This window comes from Corynebacterium freiburgense (assembly GCF_030408815.1).
Taxonomy (GTDB): domain Bacteria; phylum Actinomycetota; class Actinomycetes; order Mycobacteriales; family Mycobacteriaceae; genus Corynebacterium; species Corynebacterium freiburgense.
On the sequence record NZ_CP047355.1, the window covers coordinates 1,874,693 to 1,894,155 of the forward strand.

Below are 19,463 nucleotides of genomic sequence, written 5' to 3' on the forward strand. Positions count from 1 at the left end.
AAACACTGCAAACCTGTGTACAACATGGTCAATTCCACAACCGCGGCGGCCCAATCAACCGTAATGGTTGACAATGCCCCCGAAAGGCCCCGAAACTGGAGGGTCGGGAATAGAAGATACCGCCAGCTAATCCGGAATAATCATCTCCGGTTTATCCAACTCTTCAATATTGACGTCCTTATATGTAATCACTCGAACATAGCGCACAAAGCGGGCAGCCCGATACATATCCCACACCCATGCATCAGACATTCGAACCTCATAGTAGACATCACCATTGGCGGTATGCGGGATAAGCTCGACGGCATTCGCTAAATAGAATCTACGTTCGGTTTCCACAACATATGAGAATTGGCTGACGACGTCCCGGTACTCGCGATATAACGAAAGCTCGACCTCAGCCTCATAATTGTCAAGATCTTCAGCACTCATTACATCCACCTTTCCTACCGAAAACAACTAGCCATTACGCCCCAGCCAAGCCTGATGCGCCGCAGCTACATTCGCATAACTGTAGCGGTGCACCGGAGAGCCACCGTGGAGGCGCACCGCATCCATATGCACCCGAGTTCCATACCCTTTATGAGAAACGAAACCATATTCAGGATAATCCACATCAAGTTCTTCCATCAGCATGTCACGCGCATGTTTCGCAAGCACACTCGCAGCCGCAATACACCTCGCAGCAGCATCCCCACCCACCACCGGCAACGAGGGACACCGCAAGCCTGGAACACGCAGAGCATCCGTAAGCACATAGCCCGGGGCGACGTCGAGAAGCGCCACCACGCGGCGCATGCCGGAAACATTAGCGTGTTGAATACCCTCACGATCAATTTCTTCGGCTGAAATATGCAATACCTCCCAGGCAAGCGCAAACCGTTGAATCAATGGCGCAAGTTCAGCCCTACGCGATGGCGAAAGTTTCTTTGAATCCGTGAGCGTAGATAACTCATGAATTGGACGCTCCGGAAGAATACATGCAGCAATTGTAATCGGCCCAGCACAAGCACCACGGCCCGCCTCGTCAACACCAGCAACCGGCCCTAAACCATGCCGAACAAGCGCCACCTCGAATGTGCGCAAATACTGTAACCGACGCAGCGCCACTACTTTTGAATATCCGGATCCTCGACCGCGCCAAAACGACCCAGTGGTAAGAAAATTCCCTGAACCTTGCCCACCACATTCGACTCCGGAATTGTGCCCTGATACTGATCACCAAGATGGTAACGAGAATCAGCAGAATTCGTACGGTTATCCCCCATCATAAAAAGATGACCGGCGGGCACTGTGATTGGGCCGAAATAAGGGCCGCCACAAGCCTCAGAGCCTGTACGAGGTTCCACCGCATGCGCAGGAGGCTGCAAAATATATGAGGAGTCAATCACCTTGCCATCGACCTTGACGCCCTCATCCCCCTCCTGGCAAGAAATTGTCTGCCCACCAGTAGCAACAACACGTTTGACCAATGTATTTTCATCTGGTGCAATTAACCCAATATACGAACCCAGATTTTCCAAACCGCGGATAATAGTGTTCTCCGAGCGCTGCGACGTAAAGTTATTATTCCAGCTCTCTGTGCCAACAAACACCACAACATCGCCAGGCTCAGGATCAGAAATCTTATACGCGATCTTATCCACCCAAATACGATCACCACTACACCCCGGACAACCGTGCAATGTCGGCTCCATCGACTGGCTGGGAATCAAATACAAACGGCCAATAAACGTATGCACCACAAACATCAACGCAAACGTAATCAACATAACCACTGGTATTTCGATATACCAAGGGGCAGGCTGCTTTTCCTCATCCTTGCGCTTAAAAAACTTACGGGACGAAGAATCTTGTGAAGAGCCTTGTGAAGAAGATGACGAAGGCGAAGCCGCGGAATTCTGATCGGTCACGGGGGTCTACGATACCACCTTAAGAAACCGGGGGAGATACACAAACCCCTCGAAACCAAACCACATTGAATGCTTGGTTCCGAGGGGCATAAAAAGCGATGTTTAAATTAGCGCTTTTCCTTAATCTTGGCGGCTTTACCGCGCAGATTACGCAGGTAGTACAGCTTAGCGCGACGAACCTTACCGCGAGAAACGACCTCGATCGTGTCAATATTCGGGGAATGCACAGGGAATGTACGCTCCACACCAATACCGAAAGAAATCTTACGGACAGTAAAGGTCTCACGAATGCCACCATTCTGGCGGCGAATAACAACACCCTTGAAGACCTGGATACGAGACTTATCGCCTTCAATAACCTTTACGTGGACATTCACGGTATCGCCCGGACGGAAATCCGGGATATCGTCGCGCAATTGCGCGGCATCGACTTTGTCGAGAATATTCATAAGGATAAACCCTTTTCACTTCAAGAACAGAGGAACCTAGCGGCACTTCCATAACGGCGCTCGGCCGGTTCATGTCCGGAACAATATAGCCGCCACTCACCAGACCAAACCAGCGAGAAGACAACTGCAATATTATGCCCTACCCAGCAACCTACTAGCAAGACAACAGAGAAAGTCAAGGAAAGGCAGTGCTTAAAGTGCTTCAGCAATTACGCGCATTTGCAGAATGACAGTTTGACTCGGGGCGACACCAACACCCAATAAACCTTCTCCAAGAAGGGCTGGCTCAACACAAATAAATTGTGACCACTGTTTTCCAATCTCTGGCATTGCTTCGCCCAGCACTGAGCCAGGATTCCATACAACAAAGCTATCGTGACCAGTGGCTTCAATAACTATTCTGCGCCCTGCGGTTTGATCAACAATTACTGCTCTAGAGGCGGCCGGAGTAATTATCCGATCGAACTCTCCTGCGATTTTTAGTTCGCCGCTATGAGGTACGTGCTCATTGTTTTCTCGGTCATAAATATCCACTTCACCAAGCTCTTGCACTGCAATATCGGCGATATTGCTAATACTGAAATATGGGTGAAATGCCATTTGTATTGGGCGCTCGTGATCCGCACGATTTGTTGCTTCATATCGAAGAGCAAATCCGTTTTCTAATTGGGTGAGGGTTACTTGAAGAGCCCAATCATCATAAGCAAGCCTGGCTTGTGCGCCATTATCGCTAAGTTCCCAATTACTAATTCGAGCCCAGCCGTGACTCGGGTTTTGATTAGTAAGGCCTGCGAACCAAGGGCCAATAATTGGCACACCTCCACGAATCGCCTTTGGGCCTTGGAGTGCGTCAGCAGGAATGTTTTGGCTAAGCCATAGCAGGTCACCGGTAGCGGTAGGGGCCGAAACTAAGTGGGCTCCATGCGCAAGCAGGTGAGTCGGTAATGATTCAATCATGGCTTCCATTGTTCAACGAAGCTTCTCAATTCGCACATAAAAAAATTAACGAAAACTGTTATCATTAAGCCCATGGCTTTACCTGACTCTCCCCCGGCAATTCCAGTAACCGTACTCAGCGGCTTTCTTGGCAGTGGCAAAACAACACTGTTAAACCACCTATTGAACAATCGCGAACACCGCAAACTTGCGGTGATTGTCAATGACTTTTCTGAGGTAAATATTGACGCTGCCCTTATTGCCAATGAAGGACATCTCACACGTGGAGAAGATCGTTTTATCGAACTTTCAAACGGATGTATTTGCTGCACCCTACGAGAGGATCTCATTGAAAGTGTCGCCGAATTAGCCAAAAGCAAGCACTATGACCAGATCGTTATCGAGTCAACAGGGATTTCCGAACCACTCCCAGTAGCGGCCACATTCGAGTGGGAATTTGAAGATGGTTTCAGGCTTTCCGATCTGGCCAAGATTGACACCATGGTTACATTGGTAGATGCTTCCACATTTATACCGATGCTTCGCAGTGGACAGTCTTTAGCGGAGGCGGACCGTCAAGCCACCGAAGATGATGAGCGAACAGTATCCGAATTACTGGTCGATCAAGTGGAATTCGCCGATCTTATTCTGATTACAAAAACCGACCTAACTCAGGATAGTGGGCAACAGGTCATTCAAGCCGTTCGAGCGATGAACCCACACGCCGAAATCAAGGTTGTTACCCATGGGAACATCGCAATCAGCGAAGTTCTAGACGCGAAATTGTACGACCCTAATGCAGAAGACCAGGCTCTATTCGCTCAAGAGCTTGCAACTCCGCATGATCCAGAAACAGAAGAGTACGGTATCTCATCTGTTGTATTCCGCTCTGATCGGCCATTCCAAAAAGATCGTCTTATACAGGCATTACGCGCTAGTAAAGGACTAGTTCGATCAAAAGGCTACTGTTGGCTTGATACAAATCTGAAATTGGTTTTTTCATGGCAGCAAGCCGGACCAAACCTACAGATTCAACCCGCCGGCTATTGGGGTAAAGCACAACCCCATAGTGAGGTTGTACTCATTGGTATTCACCTCAATGCCGACGAGCTTCTGCGTTCTTTTGAATACGCTGTGGTCACGGATGCTGAGGCAGCGGCATTAATCTAATGCACCTATATAGTGCACTCGGCGACCAAACAACCAGCCGTTTAGAATCCGTGGTTTATTTACCAAATCCAGCTTTACGGAGCGCATCTGCCATGGAACCACCAGTCTCATTGCGGGATTGGCGAGATTGACTACGCTGGTTATTTCGCTGGCTAGAGTTTTCGCGTCGAGCATTGCCACGCCCACCACCGTTACGCCCATTGTTTCCACGTCCACTATGTCCACGTCCATTCGTATGGCGGGTGTCAGTAGTGCGATCGTCATTGAGGCGTAAAGAAAGGCTAATACGTTGGCGTGCTTCGTCGACTTCTAGGACTTTTACTTTGACCACTTGCCCAGAGCGTACTACGGAGTGGGGGTTATCAATATAGCGGTCCGCCATTGCAGATACGTGAACCAGGCCGTCTTGGTGTACACCGATATCTACAAACGCCCCAAAGGCGGCAACATTGGTAACGGTTCCTTCAAGGATCATTCCAGGTTTAACATCGGAGACTTTTTCTATGCCTTCTTGGAATGTGGCAGTTTTAAATTCTGGGCGAGGGTCACGTCCAGGCTTGTCTAATTCGGAGATAATATCGGTAATCGTGGGAATGCCGAAGGTAGCATCCGCAAAGTCTTTCGGTTTTAGGCCGCTCAAAATTCGGGTATTGCCTATGAGTTCGGCAACGCTGAGTCCGGTTGTTTGAGCAATTCTACGGACGATTGCATAGGCCTCGGGATGTACCGCAGAAGCATCTAGAGGATCCTTACCATTGGTAATACGGAGAAAGCCAGCGCATTGTTGGAAAGCTTTTGGCCCTAATCGGGCTACTTTTTTCAGTTCGGTGCGGGAGGTAAAAGCACCGTGTTCGTCACGATAGGCGACAATGTTTTCGGCGATAGTGCTGGATACTCCTGCGACTCGGGTAAGTAGTGGCACTGATGCGGAATTAAGGTCAACGCCTACTGCATTTACTGCGTCTTCGACTACACCGTCGAGCGTGCGGGCGAGTGCACTTTGGTTAACGTCGTGCTGATATTGGCCAACACCAATAGATTTTGGATCGATTTTCACGAGCTCAGCCAAGGGGTCTTGGAGCCTGCGGGCAATAGAAACCGCACCCCGCAAGGAGACGTCCATAGTTGGGAATTCCGCCGCAGCTACAGAGGATGCCGAGTATACGGATGCCCCAGATTCAGAGACCACAACGGGCGTTGGTCGCCTACCTCCAGCTTTAGCAATAAGGTTTGCTACTTCATTGGCAAGTTTTTCGGTTTCGCGGGAGGCTGTGCCATTACCTATAGCAATAAGGTCTACATGGTGAGTTGCGCAACTTGAGGCTAGTTGGTTTACCGCATCGGACCAGCGGTTTTGCGGTTGGTGCGGGTAGACGATTAGGGTGTCTAGAACTTTACCGGTGGGGTCCACTACGGCGCATTTCACACCATTGCGGTAACCAGGGTCAAGTCCAAGTGTTGCCCTTTGTCCAGCGGGGGCAGCAAGTAAAACGTCCCGAAGGTTGGTGGCAAATACTTCTAGTGCGCCAGCTTCGGCTTTTTCTTTTAATCGGGTTCGCACATCCAGGCCTGAGGAAACATAAAGTTTTGTGCGCCAGCCCCAGCGCACGGCGTCGGCAAGCCAAGGTGAGGCGCTGGTGTCTAGGTTGTGGGCTTCGGCGATCATATGCTCGTAGGTAGCATCGTCGCCAGCGTCGAGAGTGAGGTGCAGGATGCCTTCATTTTCGCCGCGGAATAGTGCCAGGATGCGGTGTGATGGGAGGGTTTCAAATGGCTCAGCAAATTCGAAATAATCTTTGAATTTTGCACCGTCTACCTCACGGCCTTCGACAACGCTTGCGGTAAGCGAACCGGTGGTAAACATGCGTTCACGAACCTGGCCAACAAGGTCGGCGTTTGTGGCAAAACGGTCGATAAGGATTGCGCGTGCCCCCTCAAGCACAGCTTTGGTGTCTGCGAACCCCTCCGTAATATAATCCGCTGCTGCCGAGGTAGGGTCGGTGGCGGGGGCGTCGATAAGCGTTTCTAGGAGCGGCTCAATGCCAGCCTCGCGGGCAATATCCGCTTTGGTACGGCGTCGCTTTTTAAATGGTAGGTAAAGGTCTTCAAGGCGGGCCTTGGTTTCACACTGGGTAATTTGGGAGCGTAATTCTTCGGTCAGTTTGCCCTGCTCTTCAATTGCCGCAAGCACAGCAGTTTTACGTTCTTCCAGCTCTCGCAAATAGGTAAGACGTTCGTCGAGCTGACGGAGTTGCGAATCATCGAGCCCGCCGGTGACTTCTTTTCGGTAACGTGCAATAAATGGCACGGTATTGCCCTCATCAAGTAATGCCACGGTGGCCGTGACCTGCGCCTCGGAAACACCGAGTTCGCGAGCAAGCGTGGAAATAATCATTCCGCCGATTCTAGCCACCTTTTGCCTATCGACGCCCCACCCACGCCCAGCGCCACACCAATACCGCCGCCATACACCAATAACCCATTCGACCAGGGATTCTATTACTTTCGAGTCCGGTTTCCACCCTTGACGGAATATAACTCAGTAGTGCTACCATATGGCTCGTAGCACTCGCAATTCCCCATTAGCTCTGTCTGGGCAGGTTTTATGCGCATATTGCATGGCATCCAAGGTTGACTCAAGACCACCCTAAGCAAATGCTCATACCTTGCCCAGTAATCCGCTATGGTTCCTTACGCCCAGAACACAAGAAAGGCTGGCGCAGACTTCAGTGACCCAATCCACCCGGCAAACCGTCATTTTTGGCAACTACATCACCTGGGCGCTCGCCGGCGCCCCAATGGCATATTTTGCCACTATGTTCCTGCGCAATGTAGACACCAATGGAGGGCTCGCAGACTGGATCTACAACACGATTTTTAGTGGTGGTCCCGGAATCATTACCACATGGGTACTCATTATTTTCTATACACTTACGCCCATTACCGCATCCTGGTGCATTGTCACTGGGTTTAAGATTCGCCGGGCAATTTTGGGTAGCTCGCACACCCAACCAATCTTTTGGATGTCCTTTACTCTGACCTTTATGTTGCTCTTCCTATGGCTTTGCACCCTAGGATTCGGCCCATTTTTCTTGTTTAACACCTATCTTTCGGCAGGAAGTTTGCTCTAATCACCACTACCCCCTGTAGAGGTGACCCCAGTTTCACCGGCGCTCCAGGCAATGGAGCGCCTTTCTTTTTCCTGTTTTACTGCCGCAATATCGCGAAAGAAAACGTCTCACAAAAGGAAGCTCATTGATCGTTACCAAGCGGTGACTAAACTGCTACATTTGTGTAGCTTTTGCCGAAAGTTTGCCATATGCTTTCAAATTTTTTAAAGAAACAACGGTGGTTTGCTGCTACGCTAGAACAGGACTAAAACCTTGCAAACCAAACCCATGACCACCACGCAACACTACCTGATAGCTGCAGGTCAACAAGGTTTTGCGCTACTTATTTATATTGTAGTGGCAGGTTTTTATGTCTTTATTGTCACGTTTTTCATATTGATGTTTTGCCTCACGGAAAGCATAAATATGACAAAACAGTAAATTCGAAAACCTCGAAATTACGCCGCTTGTTTATTTCATTCCCAAGCACGTAAAACTGCTATACGGAGCCCACCATAATGCTTGATTTAAAGAACGCCAATGACTCGATCGCAATATATATTGCAAAAATTTTGTTTGCAGTACTGATTTTATTGGCATTCTTTACTACTTATATTCTGCTTGCCCAACGAGATACTCAAACATTCGATGGCGGAGCTCGCCAACTTCGAGCTACACCGAATAGCACCAGTTACTTTTTAGCCAATGAATACCAAGCTGGCGCCAAACCGTTTGAGCTTAATGCTGATGGGGGAAATTTCCTCGGCTCTGATCGGAATGCCTCAATTATTGCGGTGAATATGCGTTACCAAGAAGACGGCACCACCGAAACGAAAGATCTCTTGCAGATTTTTGATCGGGTCACTCACGAAAAGCGAAATGAAGTTGCGGCATCGGGATGCTCGAATGTCTCACCCAATAATATTGTCTATTGCTTTGACCGTGAAGATACAAAGATTCGCGGCTATAACGTCCTTAGTGGAAAAGTGGTTGCAGAGTTCGAGGCCTCAAAACCACAGACAAAAACACGGCTACTTGGTGCACAAGAAGATACCGATATTCTCCAGGTTATTGCTACCGATGGTGATCAGGATGAAATATCTTCCAATAAACTCGCAGCTGTTACCGGCAATGAAGTCCGCTGGACTAAGCAGCTCAATGCCGAAGAAAACTGTAATGTTATTAACCGTGGGCGCACAATTATCTGCCGCAAACCTCACAGCGGGAGCCATGAAACCACACATATTCGCACCCTAAAATCCTCTGATGGCGACCAAATAGCTAGCCGAGAAACGGCCGCAGAAATCGCCCTTACCAACGATGGTTGGATGGAAAAATCCTCCGACTATGAAACCAGCCAAATCCCCACGACTGCAGCCCTAACTTCACACGTATCAGTAAATAAAGCAGATGCTAAACCGCTGCCCGAGCCGAATAAAATCTTTGGCATCGATGCCAAAGAAAAAGGAACCTCACGAAATTGGGGAGGCAATACCTTCTACCCCAGTGAATCTAGCGATAAAGCTGGCAATACCGAGGCATTAGCCTACCCATCGCATGTAATCGAGGGACTCAAGCTTAATGCTGGTGGCATTGTAAGCGCAGATGGGGAAATCAATCTGATTCGGGTCCCTTCACTCAACCCCAGCGATTTAAGCTACGCGCATATTAGCAGCCCAGAAGTGGTGTTTAGTATTTCGGCAGCAGATCAGATCATGACGGCTAGTAAAAATGGCGCACTGGTCTTATTAAAGCTCGACAACTCGGCAAATAAAAACAATGACGTCTACACACTCTATGACACCCAAGTGGGGGCAAGCGTCTTGGATATTGAAGATGCCGGAGACGATGAAATTGACGTGATCAACGGCTTTCTTGCGGTAACGAAAAATACAAAAGCGACCGGTGGATTTGAAAAACTTGTAGTTTACCTACCAGAAGGTAAATAATCCTTAGAGGCAAGATTATCCAATCTTCTACTTTATCTGTACGGGACACAGCTTTCCTGCCGGATTCACACCAGACTGGCCTTCGACCAGGTACCTAACGATTTCGTTCACCCCATAGAGAGACTTAGCGTGCGTCTTTTCAAAAATTTGAATGCAGATAGTGTAATTTACGGCATTAAAATCTTTCTGGGCATTTTGGCTGTTTTGTGTTTTATTGCCGCTTATCAATCGATGCAAATACGCCACGTAGAAAAATATAGGAATAGCACACTGTTTAGCCAAGCACGGGCAGTACCAAATAGCTCCAGTGCTTTTTTACTCGACGAATACAAAAATGGCGCAACCAGTATTGAAATCAAAGGTTCTCACGGCCGGTTTCTCGGCTCGGACCAAGCTAGAAGTATTTTCGCCGCAAACATTACAATTATCGACGGCGATTCCGGTCAACCACGCACAAAGCTTAAGGTTTTTGATGCCCGATCCCAAACCCCAAGACATGAGGCCAATGTTTCTGGGTGCTCTAATATCTCTAAAAATAATCTCCTGTACTGCCAAAATGAGCATGGGACACATGTGACCGGAATTCACGCACTTACCGGTAAAAATATGGTCTCATTCCCCACTCCAAATCCGGACGCCCAGTTATTCTTACTTGGCACCCGCCGACATAGTGATATTATTGTCGCCCGAAACACTGAGACAGGGTTTTCTGCAATAAATACACTGTATTCGGTAAGCGGCAACCAAATGCGATGGTCAAAACAACTCAATGGGCACGAGACCTGCAATGTAATAAACAATAACCGTACTATTCTTTGCCAAAAACCCATTGGTGGCTCTCCAGACGCCACTCAAGTAACGGCACTTAATGCCGCAAACGGTGACGAGATAACCACCTATACATCAACAGGAAAAATCACACCGGCTGCCGATGGTTGGATTGAACATCCCGAAAAAGCAGGCAGTGAAGACTTTAAAATTTTTACATTCCATGGGCACACCCACGGCAGCAGTAAGCAATCCCCCGATAACGCTTTTTTCCCGTTAAACGCCGACCATCAGCTAGGCAATGCCGAGGCTCTTGTATATCCTGGCCATAGTCTTACCGGATTAGAATCCACAGACTCTGGAATTATTAATGTGAATGGAAACCTTGTCTATCGGACCGAGACTGAACAAGGCGACAACACTCGTATTATTGCACTCGATGATCCAACACAAACTGTCACACTAAACAACAAAAAACTTATTACCACCAGCAGAACCGGAAATCTCATTTTACTGCACTCTAAGGCTGCCGAGCAGGATGCCAATATTACGTACGAAGTTTTTGATATTAGTGCGCAAACCGCAGTGTTTACACTCGAACAGCAGAAAGACAATGCAATAAGCGTTGTGGACGGACTATTTGCAATTACTGAAAATCATGCAGACCATACTGGAGAAGGACGTTTACAGATCTTTCTTCCGAAATAGTACGGTGCAGTGAGTTATTCCACGGTCATTGTTGTGCCGTACCAATAAGTGTGTTTGGGAAAGCGCGCAACCACTGCCTGAGTTACTTCCGTATCCGCTAGATTAGTTTCGCCACTAAGTTCAACAAGGTGGAGGACTTCGGAAACCGGCTGCCTGGCTTCTTGCTGCTGAAATTGGGTCACGAGCATATTGTCTGGTTCACAAGCAAGGTCAATTGCACGCACACGTAGCTCCTGCTGTGCTAATACTCCGGAGAGTTTCACTTGCTCAACCTCGTTCGGGGTAAGTAGCACTTGGATTCGGGATTTTACTTTTCTAAAGTTTGATTCACCCGAAGCTGATTCACTCATTGACTCTCCAATGTTTGTTCGTCTAGTTCGCTGAGTTTACCCGCAGCCCGCAATTGTTCAATCAGCTCAGGGCGGCGTTGCAAGGTACGCAATAATGATTGGTCTCTACGCCAGCGATCAATCTTGCCATGGTTACCAGATAGCAATACGGCAGGTACTTCAAGCCCGCGCCATTGCTGGGGCTTGGTATAGCTTGGCCCTTCAAGTAAGCCATCCGAAAAGCTATCTTCTTGGTGGCTTCGGGTATTGCCTAAAACTCCAGGGATAAGGCGAACAATTGCCTCAGCTATTACTAGAACTGCTACTTCCCCACCAATTAAGACATAGTCACCAATGGAAACTTCTTCGACTCGATACTTTTCGGCGGCATTTTCTATTACCCGCTGGTCAATACCTTCATACCTTCCGCAAGCAAAGACGATGTGTTGTTCGGCAGACCATGCTTGAGCCATTGCTTGAGTAAACGGCTGGCCTGCGGGTGTGGGCACTATCAGCAGTGGCTTTTCAGATTCCGTAATTGGACCATATCGGTGAGGAAGTGCACCAGTTCGATCATCATGGCGAATATTATTCAGGTGCGGGAGGGCAGAATCTAATGGGGTAACATCCATGGTGCCGCCCGCGACGTCGTCAAGTGCTGGGCCCCAAACCGTGGGTTTCATAACCATGCCAGGACCGCCGCCATAGGGCGTATCATCAACAGATTTGTGCACGTCAACAGCCCAATTGCGCAAGTCGTGGACAGCTACCTCCAAAATTCCTTTTTCAATCGCTTTGCCTAAAAGTGCATGCCGCAGCGGCTCTAAATAGTCCGGGAAAATCGTAATAACATCAAGGCGCATTAGAGTTCTAATAACCCTTCGGGTGGCGTGATTGTGCAAGTACCAGCTTCCAAATCCACCTCAGGAACAATAGCGTGTACAAATGGGATCAATACTTCTTTGCCCTCATGTAATTGCACTTCCAGAATTTCCCCTGCTGGGCCATGCATTACACCGGTGACTTCGCCAATTTCTTCCCCTTGATGGATTACGCGCAAACCTTCGAGCTCATGGTCATAGAAGCCTTCTTCATCTTCTTCGTCTTCGCGGGGCGCCGCAAAAAACTTTGTGCCGCGCAGGGAATCTGCCGTATTTCGGTCCGCAATTTCTTTAAATTTCACCAGGAGCCGCCCCTGATGGGGGCGTGCCGATTCAATAGTTACGGTGTGTTCTTTATTGCCTTGCTTTCCCGAAAGGACAGCCCCCTGCGCAAACCGAATTTCGGGGGCGTCGGTAGCCATCTCCACCACAACTTCGCCTTTGATTCCATGTGATTTCACCACGCGTCCAATGAGCAACTCCATGGCAACCAAGCATAGAGCACTACTCATTCATACTGAACTTTATGGTGTTTGGGAAGAACACCAGGCTCCATATCGAAAGCAATCAGAATAACTCATCAAGAATCTTGGAAAATACTTTGTCAATAGCTCGCTCAAAAACCTGCCCAACGACCGAATCAAATACTTTTTCGATAGCTCTGCGCCATAAAGGACTGTTAGGGCTTTGCTTTACCAACACGGTGTCCTTCCTGGTGTTCATGCCACATGCTGAATAGCAAAAACACCGTATCCCAGGATAGTCCTTGGAACACGGTGCATGTTGTAGGAGGCTTAGATTAGGCGTCTTCGGCTTCTACTTCATCAGCGGCTTCTTCGGCAGCTTTGTTCTTAGCAGCTGCTTCAGCGGCCTTTTTATCTTCCTTAGCCTTGCGCTTCTTCTCAGTAATTGCCTCAGCGGTTGGGCCTTCAGCAGCCTCAGCGAGAGCAGCATTGAAAAGATCAAGCTTGGATGGCTTTGGCTCAGCAACCTTCAAGGTGCCTTCTGCACCGTCAATGCCCTTGAACTTCTGCCAGTCGCCTGTGATTTTCAGCAGTGCGAGTACAGGTTCGGTTGGCTGTGCACCAACGCCCAACCAGTACTGGGCACGCTCGGAGTCAATGCGAATAACGGATGGATCAGCTTTTGGCTCGTAAATACCAATGTTTTCAATAGCCTTGCCGGAGCGACGAGTGCGGGCATCAGCAACGATTACACGGTAATGCGGGGTACGGATCTTGCCCATACGCTGCAATTTAATTTTGACAGCCATGTTATATTCCTTCGAAAATAGTCACCGGGCAGTACAGGCGCTACACACGTTGTTTGGCGTAGCCGGTTCAACCCTTGGAATGTTTTACCTGCGGCGTGACATACCGGCCGACCGTAGACGGTAACGGTGTTACCACAGGAAGAACAGCGTTGCGAAAGTGCAACCCCTGAAATGGTAGTAGATGCACCGGGGCCGAATCAAACTGATTAAAGTTGGCGCTATGAAAAAGCTTCCCGGCATCCTGGCATGCACCATCGGGGCTGCCGTAGCATTTCTTTTCGACGCCGCGCTCCACAAGCTGACCGGTTTTAGCTCAGTGATGCTCGTGGCAATCGCTCTTGGAATGCTGGTAGGTAATATACGCCCGCTGCCCGCAACCACAAATGAAGGCGTGCGCTATACCGCAACAAGCGTGCTGAAATTCGGTGTTGCCCTACTCGGGCTGGCAATTCCGGCTGCCGCCATTATCGGCCTTGGCTGGAAAGTACTCGCTACCATTATCTGCGTTGTCATCGCCGGGTTTATTGCAACACTCACGCTCGGCAAAGTTATGGGCCTAAGCCGCTCAGAAGCCCTGATGATAGGTAATGGTTGCACTATTTGCGGTGCCGCAGCAATTAGCGCCACGCATGGTGTGCTCACTAAAAAGAAAGAACATGAGTTTGTTACCGCCATTGCTGTTATTGCACTGCTTGGCACAATAATGATCTTCCTTGGTCCTGCTGTGGTGGCCACATGGCAACCACAAGCAGCCGGTGTTTTTCTAGGCGGCAGTATTCATGAGGTAAGCCAGGTCGTTGCGGCTGGCGGCATTGCCGGCGCCGCGGTTTTGCCTGTTGCGGTCACCGTGAAATTAGGCCGAGTATTGTTACTCGCGCCGGTAATGGCAATACTCAGCGCATTTGAACGACGCCAAGCCGAGGGCGGAAAACTTCCCCCACTGATCCCAACATTTGTGATCGGGTTTATCGCCCTAGTGCTGGTTCGGACCTTTATCCCACTCCCCGATTTTATTGTCAGCACTGTCGACTGGGTGCGTAACCTATTATTCGCCGCAGCAATGTTCGCGCAAGGAACCGGAGTGACAGTAGAGACAATGCGTCGCGCTGGACTCCGGCCTTTTATATTCGGCGTAGTTATTTCACTTATCGTGGCAACTGTTTCACTCGCGGGAGCAATGCTTCTTTAATTCTTCCTTTTAACCGCTGGAATCAGTGCGTGTACCACAATAAAGATCGCATTCAACAATCCAATTGAGTGAATGGCTAATCCCAGTAAGCCCAAACCAATATTGGCCCCTGATTCTTTATCTGCCACTAACAGCAATATAAGAAAAACCAGGCTGGATAGGGTTAAGCCGACAGAAATAACTCTGGTAATCAACCAGTGCTTTTCGCCCATACGCCATTGCATACACACCACTACCGCGGCCGTAAAAATGCAAATAATCAGGAGCAGCGAGACGTCAAAAAGATAGAAACCACCAAACTCGCTATTTTTGGGAGAATTTAAAAATCCTAAAGCCAAAAGAAGCAAGATTGTTAGCATAGCAAAAATGACAGCAGTTCGACGTAGTACGACCATAAAACCCCTCCCTACCATCAAGTACAGATAAGACTCACCAAAGAATAATATATGACGATAAACTATATCATTAAGCAAATTACTGATAAAAGCCTTAATTAAAATATATGGCAAGGACCGGCCTTCAATAAGCGGCGCAGCGCATACCACACCACTGAAGAAGGCCGGTCCCTTGCCGTATCCCGTCAACTATACTGCCGGGAAATAGCCACAAACGCTAGCGTTTCTTGCCCCCACCTTGCCCAAAGTCGAGGTTGTTAAGGTCAATATTTTCCATGCCTTTAGGAAGCTTTGGCATTCCACCACCCATTCCTGGGAACCCTCCCATTCCTGGCATGCCGCCCAATCCCATTTGTTCTTGTAACTTTTGTAGTTCAGCCATATTGGGACGACCACCAGGACGGTTCTTTGCAGGTTTGCGTTTACCGCCTTTGCCCTTACGACCTTTCGGCTTTTTCTTAGTAGCACTACGCCCCATACCACCCATGCCGAATTGGCTAGCCATTTGCCCCATCATTTTCTTGGCTTCAAAAAAGCGTTCCACTAGTTGGTTTACGTCTGAGACTGTTACACCGGAACCGTTAGCAATACGCTTACGGCGAGAGGCATTAAGAATTTTTGGATTTTCACGTTCAGCCGGGGTCATACCGCGAATAATCGCTTGAATGCGGTCGAGTTGTTTTTCATCGACCATATCGGCAACATCAGCCATTTGTTTGCCGCCGGGAAGCATTTTCAAAATATTCCCCAGTGGTCCCATTCTGCGGACCATAAGCATTTGGTCAAGGAAGTCTTCGAGTGTGAGTTCCCCAGTGCCGAGTTTTTCAGCAGCGGCAATGGACTTTTCCTGATCCATTACCTTTTCGGCTTGTTCAATGAGCGAAAGCACATCACCCATGCCCAGGATTCGGCTGGCCATGCGTTCTGGGTGGAATACATCAAAATCTTCGAGTTTTTCACCCGTAGACGCGTATAGAATTGGCTTTCCGGTAACTTCACGGATGGAAAGTGCTGCACCACCGCGGGCGTCACCATCGAGTTTGGTAAGTACAACACCAGTGAAGTCAACACCGTCGCGGAACGCTTGGGCCGTCGCTACGGCGTCCTGACCGATCATAGAGTCGATAACGAATAACACTTCATCGGGGTTCACGGCGTCGCGAATATTACGAGCCTGCGTCATAAGTGTTTCGTCGATACCTAAGCGTCCGGCGGTGTCAACAATAACAACGTCATGCTGTGTGCGCTTTGCTTCTTCAATACCTCGCCGCGCCACATCAACGGGATCACCGTGGGAAGTGCCCATATCATGATCGAGTGTGTCCAATGCCGTGCCCGGGTCCGGAGCAAAACAAGCAACCCCAGCGCGCTCCGCAACAATCTGCAATTGCTGGACCGCACCAGGGCGTTGTAAATCACAGGCCACAAGGATTGGTGTATGGCCTTGCCCTGCCAGGTGTTTTGCTAACTTGCCGGCTAGTGTGGTTTTACCAGCACCCTGCAAACCCGCCAGCATAATGACCGTTGGTGGCTTCTTTGCAAGTTGAATGCGGCGAGTTTCGCCACCGAGGATTTCCACCAATTCCTCGTTTACGATTTTTACTACTTGCTGGGCCGGATTCAGGGCTTCAGAAACAATGGCACCAGAGGCACGCTCTTTAATCCGTTTAATAAAGGCACGGACAACAGGCAGGGAGACGTCCGCCTCCAGCAATGCCAACCGTATTTCCCTAGCGGTGGCATTGATGTCAGCCTCGGTAAGCTTGCCTTTGCCACGCAGGCCCGCGAGTGCATTTGTCAAGCGATCTGAAAGCGACTCAAACACAACAATCTCTCCCAAGTAATGGTGGTTAATCCCCACTATGCTAGCCGGTTGCCAGCACGCGGGTCACGTCGCGCTCAACTCTTGCCCGATCAAACCCGGTTGCAAGGTGAAAACGCGCTATACATGTCGCCCCGGGGGTGTCCAACGTTGCCCAACTGATTTCCGGCAATACCGCAATAAGGGCACTAAGCACCCCCGGCCGATCTACGGTCCGAACTTCGAATATATTACCAAACCAATAAGTAGCCGTAGCTGCGGGAATCGGCTTTGGCACCATCGAATGTACTCCCGATTTATAGGTTTGAATAAACCCTTCAGTACCTTCAAAACCTATGCGGACATCGAACTCTGCTTGACACATTCCACCGCTATGTGTGGCATCGACAATTTTTGCGGACTCTATTTTCCAATTACGTGCGGCAAACACCGCAAGCACCCGAATACAATCCCGTAGATGCGCGCCCCGCCACAGCACTTTCGGCCCAGGCTGTAGAGCAATCTCTTGGCTTACAGCAACCATAGGTTTTATTGGCTGTAATTGGGTAAGGCGCTGGCGCGCATTATGCGCTAGCTCTACGACAGCCGCCGAAGTGCGTGGCGTCCAAACATTCGGACCAGTAGCCCGAGCATCCGCTTCAGTAAGGGCTTCGAGCAATTCCACAGCAAGGAGATCGTAACCCAACGCATCCAGCAAAATATCCACCGTTGTCTCTGCTGCGGGATCCGCTGTTGTGGCAAGTTTTAGCAAGAGTGTGTGCTCTGAAACCAGAAATTGCACGCTGCTGCGGTCTCGCAGATTCAAACCCATACGTTGTGCCTGTTGGGTAACAAATTCGGCACCAACCTGACTATGGGGACGCCCGTATCCCTTGCCAATGTCATGATAGAGAGCAGCTAATAGTAGCAGGTCCGGGCGAGCAACATGAACCGTAGAACACTGCTCGACGGTTGCCAAGCTATGCATATCAATTGTGTGAATGTGCGTACGTTCGCGAGGCATTAGACCGCGAATCTGTTCCCACTCAGGAACAAAGCGAGTCCAAAGCCCATGCCGATCTAAATCGGCAACAATAAACGCATTGGATGCGAGGATAGAAAAGAAGTCATACACCGCCGCTTTCGGCCATGGCTCAGGCAATGGCGGCACCCGCCTAAGCACCGACCACACCGAAGGATCGATTGATAATCCAGTTCGAGCGGCAGCAGCAGCAACACGAAGCACCAATCCGGGGTCCTCCACATTGGGTTGACGCGAAAGCGTAATCGCGCCACCATTATCCACCACATCCAAATCTAAAGGCTTTCGCACGTATCGACGTCCCGTAGGTAAAACCTGGCGGGCCACATGCAGCGCCCCAGTAACCGCCTCATCAATAGTGCGCGCATTTTCCGCTAGTTTTTTGGAAAGCTCGTATCGATCGTGAAACCCAAGCTGGAATGCGATATCCGCCGCAAACTCTGGATCTAGGACATCGCGTTTACGTCGGGCTTCAATATGCAACAATGTTCGAGTATCAAGCAGCAACTCCCGCTCGCCTGCCACTGCCGGGGCGTCGCAAAGATTTCCTAAAGCCAAGGCACGCAGCAATTCAATATCACGCAACCCCCCACGGCCATGTTTAATATCCGGCCGCGTCATAGTAACCACGGAACCGGAACGCCGCCAGCGTGCACTTGCCGTATCCACAACCGCAGTAAAATTCCGGCGAACATCCGCACGCCATTGACGGAGTACCAGCTCACGGGTGTACGCAAAAAGATCCTGGTCACCGGCCACAAACACCATGTCCAACAACGCAAGCCCGGAGGTAATATCACTGCCAATAATCGCAGCGCATTCCTCGGGGGTTCGCACAGCATGATCCACCCGTATTTGGGCATCCCAAATTGGGTACCACACCATATCCAAACTTTGTGGCGGCTGATTCCGGTACAAAAGCACTAGATCTAAATCTGAAAAAGGGGTCATTTCATTGCGCGCAAATGACCCGGTGGCGAGCAATGCAGTGCCTGGCGGCAGGGAGACTGTGGATAAAACTTCAGTGGCACGTTGCATTGCCTCAGCACGTAAATTACAAGGCTGCATCACCGCGCTCTCCTGTTCGAACTCGCACAATATCTTGGACGTCTACTACCCAAATCTTGCCGTCGCCTACTTTGCCTGTGCGAGCAGCATCGGCAATGACCTCCACTATTTCATCACTTGCATCATCAGCTACCAGTACCTCGATTTTAAGTTTTGGTACAAAATCCACAGCGTACTCGGCACCCCGATACACCTCTGAATGGCCTTTCTGCCGGCCAAAACCTTGCACTTCTGTAACGGTCATACCCACAACGCCCGCTTGCTCAAGAGACTCTTTTATCTCATTGAGGGTAAATGGCTTTACCACCGCAGTCACAAGCTTCATAACCTACCTCCAAACAGAAAACACGGTTTGAGTTTAACTGAGGCTTGGATCTTGCACCGCAACCTTGCACTGCCGCATACCGATCGAAAAAGTCCTCGCACCGCGCAAACAACGGCGAGAGGACTTTTCGCGTTTTGTGTATAACAATCTAACTAAT

20 protein-coding genes are annotated in these 19,463 nt (G+C 49.5%); 5 read left to right on the forward strand and 15 right to left on the reverse strand.

Annotated elements, in window-relative coordinates:
- Positions 1–126: 126 nt before the first annotated feature.
- From CFREI_RS08505 to CFREI_RS08525, 5 genes are all read right to left on the reverse strand, one after another.
- Positions 127–432 (reverse strand): DUF2469 domain-containing protein, encoded by a 306-nt coding sequence (locus CFREI_RS08505; protein WP_027012023.1) that lies wholly within the window; start codon positions 430–432, stop codon positions 127–129.
- Positions 433–459: 27 nt separating this feature from the next.
- A complete protein-coding gene (locus tag CFREI_RS08510; protein WP_035111758.1) occupies positions 460–1,104 on the reverse strand; it encodes a ribonuclease HII in 645 nt (214 codons plus the stop codon).
- 5 nt (positions 1,105–1,109) lie between these two features.
- A complete protein-coding gene (gene lepB, locus CFREI_RS08515; protein ID WP_027012021.1) occupies positions 1,110–1,913 on the reverse strand; it encodes a signal peptidase I in 804 nt (267 codons plus the stop codon).
- Positions 1,914–2,020: 107 nt separating this feature from the next.
- A complete protein-coding gene (rplS, locus tag CFREI_RS08520) occupies positions 2,021–2,362 on the reverse strand; it encodes a 50S ribosomal protein L19 (protein WP_027012020.1) in 342 nt (113 codons plus the stop codon).
- Positions 2,363–2,554: 192 nt separating this feature from the next.
- Positions 2,555–3,319: an aldose epimerase family protein gene (locus CFREI_RS08525; protein WP_051255814.1), complete on the reverse strand. Its 765-nt coding sequence runs from the start codon at positions 3,317–3,319 to the stop codon at positions 2,555–2,557.
- Between the two features lie 72 nt (positions 3,320–3,391).
- Between CFREI_RS08525 and CFREI_RS08530 the strand changes: the two genes are divergently transcribed.
- Positions 3,392–4,468 carry a GTP-binding protein gene (locus CFREI_RS08530; protein ID WP_027012018.1) on the forward strand — a complete coding sequence of 359 codons (1,077 nt, stop codon included), beginning with the start codon at positions 3,392–3,394 and terminating at the stop codon, positions 4,466–4,468.
- Positions 4,469–4,523: 55 nt separating this feature from the next.
- Here the strand turns inward: CFREI_RS08530 and CFREI_RS08535 are convergent, their stop codons facing one another.
- Positions 4,524–6,863: a Tex family protein gene (locus CFREI_RS08535; RefSeq protein ID WP_027012017.1), complete on the reverse strand. Its 2,340-nt coding sequence runs from the start codon at positions 6,861–6,863 to the stop codon at positions 4,524–4,526.
- 334 nt (positions 6,864–7,197) lie between these two features.
- Between CFREI_RS08535 and CFREI_RS08540 the strand changes: the two genes are divergently transcribed.
- The 3 genes from CFREI_RS08540 (at position 7,198) to CFREI_RS08550 (ending at position 11,003) form a co-directional block, all read left to right on the forward strand.
- A complete protein-coding gene (locus tag CFREI_RS08540; protein ID WP_027012016.1) occupies positions 7,198–7,599 on the forward strand; it encodes a hypothetical protein in 402 nt (133 codons plus the stop codon).
- A 497-nt stretch (positions 7,600–8,096) separates the two neighbouring features.
- Positions 8,097–9,527, forward strand: coding sequence for a hypothetical protein (locus CFREI_RS08545; RefSeq protein ID WP_027012015.1), 1,431 nt, complete (start codon positions 8,097–8,099; stop codon positions 9,525–9,527).
- Between the two features lie 129 nt (positions 9,528–9,656).
- Positions 9,657–11,003, forward strand: coding sequence for a hypothetical protein (locus CFREI_RS08550; protein WP_027012014.1), 1,347 nt, complete (start codon positions 9,657–9,659; stop codon positions 11,001–11,003).
- Between the two features lie 14 nt (positions 11,004–11,017).
- On the opposite strand, the gene CFREI_RS08555 is transcribed toward CFREI_RS08550, so the two are convergent.
- The 5 genes from CFREI_RS08555 to rpsP form a co-directional block, all read right to left on the reverse strand.
- Positions 11,018–11,353 (reverse strand): hypothetical protein, encoded by a 336-nt coding sequence (locus tag CFREI_RS08555; protein ID WP_051255813.1) that lies wholly within the window; start codon positions 11,351–11,353, stop codon positions 11,018–11,020.
- Positions 11,350–12,195: a tRNA (guanosine(37)-N1)-methyltransferase TrmD gene (gene trmD / locus CFREI_RS08560; protein ID WP_027012013.1), complete on the reverse strand. Its 846-nt coding sequence runs from the start codon at positions 12,193–12,195 to the stop codon at positions 11,350–11,352. Before trmD ends, CFREI_RS08555 begins: the two co-directional genes overlap by 4 nt.
- Positions 12,195–12,698: a ribosome maturation factor RimM gene (rimM, locus tag CFREI_RS08565; protein ID WP_027012012.1), complete on the reverse strand. Its 504-nt coding sequence runs from the start codon at positions 12,696–12,698 to the stop codon at positions 12,195–12,197. Before rimM ends, trmD begins: the two co-directional genes overlap by 1 nt.
- 82 nt (positions 12,699–12,780) lie before the next feature.
- Positions 12,781–12,936: a hypothetical protein gene (locus tag CFREI_RS08570; protein WP_290246066.1), complete on the reverse strand. Its 156-nt coding sequence runs from the start codon at positions 12,934–12,936 to the stop codon at positions 12,781–12,783.
- A gap of 76 nt (positions 12,937–13,012) precedes the next feature.
- Entirely contained in the window at positions 13,013–13,486 is a 474-nt protein-coding gene (gene rpsP, locus CFREI_RS08575; RefSeq protein ID WP_027012011.1) for a 30S ribosomal protein S16, read from the reverse strand.
- Positions 13,487–13,706: 220 nt separating this feature from the next.
- Between rpsP and CFREI_RS08580 the strand changes: the two genes are divergently transcribed.
- On the forward strand, positions 13,707–14,675 hold the full coding sequence (locus CFREI_RS08580) for a YeiH family protein (RefSeq protein WP_035111753.1): 969 nt from the start codon (positions 13,707–13,709) through the stop codon (positions 14,673–14,675).
- On the opposite strand, the gene CFREI_RS08585 is transcribed toward CFREI_RS08580, so the two are convergent.
- The 4 genes from CFREI_RS08585 to CFREI_RS08600 are packed head-to-tail and all read right to left on the reverse strand — an operon-like array spanning position 14,672 to position 19,306.
- Complete coding sequence (locus CFREI_RS08585; protein WP_156907706.1) at positions 14,672–15,259, reverse strand: hypothetical protein; 588 nt, start codon at positions 15,257–15,259, stop codon at positions 14,672–14,674. The two genes, CFREI_RS08580 and CFREI_RS08585, sit on opposite strands and share 4 nt — an antisense overlap.
- A 28-nt stretch (positions 15,260–15,287) precedes the next feature.
- Complete coding sequence (ffh, locus tag CFREI_RS08590; protein WP_027012008.1) at positions 15,288–16,895, reverse strand: signal recognition particle protein; 1,608 nt, start codon at positions 16,893–16,895, stop codon at positions 15,288–15,290.
- Positions 16,896–16,935: 40 nt separating this feature from the next.
- Positions 16,936–18,981, reverse strand: a complete 2,046-nt coding sequence (locus CFREI_RS08595) for a [protein-PII] uridylyltransferase (RefSeq protein ID WP_035111376.1) — start codon at positions 18,979–18,981, stop codon at positions 16,936–16,938.
- Positions 18,968–19,306: a P-II family nitrogen regulator gene (locus tag CFREI_RS08600; RefSeq protein WP_027012006.1), complete on the reverse strand. Its 339-nt coding sequence runs from the start codon at positions 19,304–19,306 to the stop codon at positions 18,968–18,970. Before CFREI_RS08600 ends, CFREI_RS08595 begins: the two co-directional genes overlap by 14 nt.
- Between the last annotated feature and the right edge of the window lie 157 nt (positions 19,307–19,463).

Excerpts from the sequence above, each read along its gene's own strand:
- CFREI_RS08505 (WP_027012023.1), bottom strand. The coding sequence starts at position 432 with ATGAGTGCTGAAGATCTTGACAATTATGAGGCTGAGGTCGAGCTTTCG.
- rplS (WP_027012020.1), bottom strand. The coding sequence starts at position 2,362 with ATGAATATTCTCGACAAAGTCGATGCCGCGCAATTGCGCGACGATATC.
- CFREI_RS08525 (WP_051255814.1), bottom strand. The coding sequence starts at position 3,319 with ATGATTGAATCATTACCGACTCACCTGCTTGCGCATGGAGCCCACTTA.
- CFREI_RS08530 (WP_027012018.1), top strand. The coding sequence starts at position 3,392 with ATGGCTTTACCTGACTCTCCCCCGGCAATTCCAGTAACCGTACTCAGC.
- CFREI_RS08535 (WP_027012017.1), bottom strand. The coding sequence starts at position 6,863 with ATGATTATTTCCACGCTTGCTCGCGAACTCGGTGTTTCCGAGGCGCAG.
- CFREI_RS08545 (WP_027012015.1), top strand. The coding sequence starts at position 8,097 with ATGCTTGATTTAAAGAACGCCAATGACTCGATCGCAATATATATTGCA.
- CFREI_RS08555 (WP_051255813.1), bottom strand. The coding sequence starts at position 11,353 with ATGAGTGAATCAGCTTCGGGTGAATCAAACTTTAGAAAAGTAAAATCC.
- trmD (WP_027012013.1), bottom strand. The coding sequence starts at position 12,195 with ATGCGCCTTGATGTTATTACGATTTTCCCGGACTATTTAGAGCCGCTG.
- rimM (WP_027012012.1), bottom strand. The coding sequence starts at position 12,698 with ATGGAGTTGCTCATTGGACGCGTGGTGAAATCACATGGAATCAAAGGC.
- CFREI_RS08570 (WP_290246066.1), bottom strand. The coding sequence starts at position 12,936 with ATGAACACCAGGAAGGACACCGTGTTGGTAAAGCAAAGCCCTAACAGT.
- rpsP (WP_027012011.1), bottom strand. The coding sequence starts at position 13,486 with ATGGCTGTCAAAATTAAATTGCAGCGTATGGGCAAGATCCGTACCCCG.
- CFREI_RS08580 (WP_035111753.1), top strand. The coding sequence starts at position 13,707 with ATGAAAAAGCTTCCCGGCATCCTGGCATGCACCATCGGGGCTGCCGTA.
- CFREI_RS08595 (WP_035111376.1), bottom strand. The coding sequence starts at position 18,981 with ATGCAGCCTTGTAATTTACGTGCTGAGGCAATGCAACGTGCCACTGAA.
- CFREI_RS08600 (WP_027012006.1), bottom strand. The coding sequence starts at position 19,306 with ATGAAGCTTGTGACTGCGGTGGTAAAGCCATTTACCCTCAATGAGATA.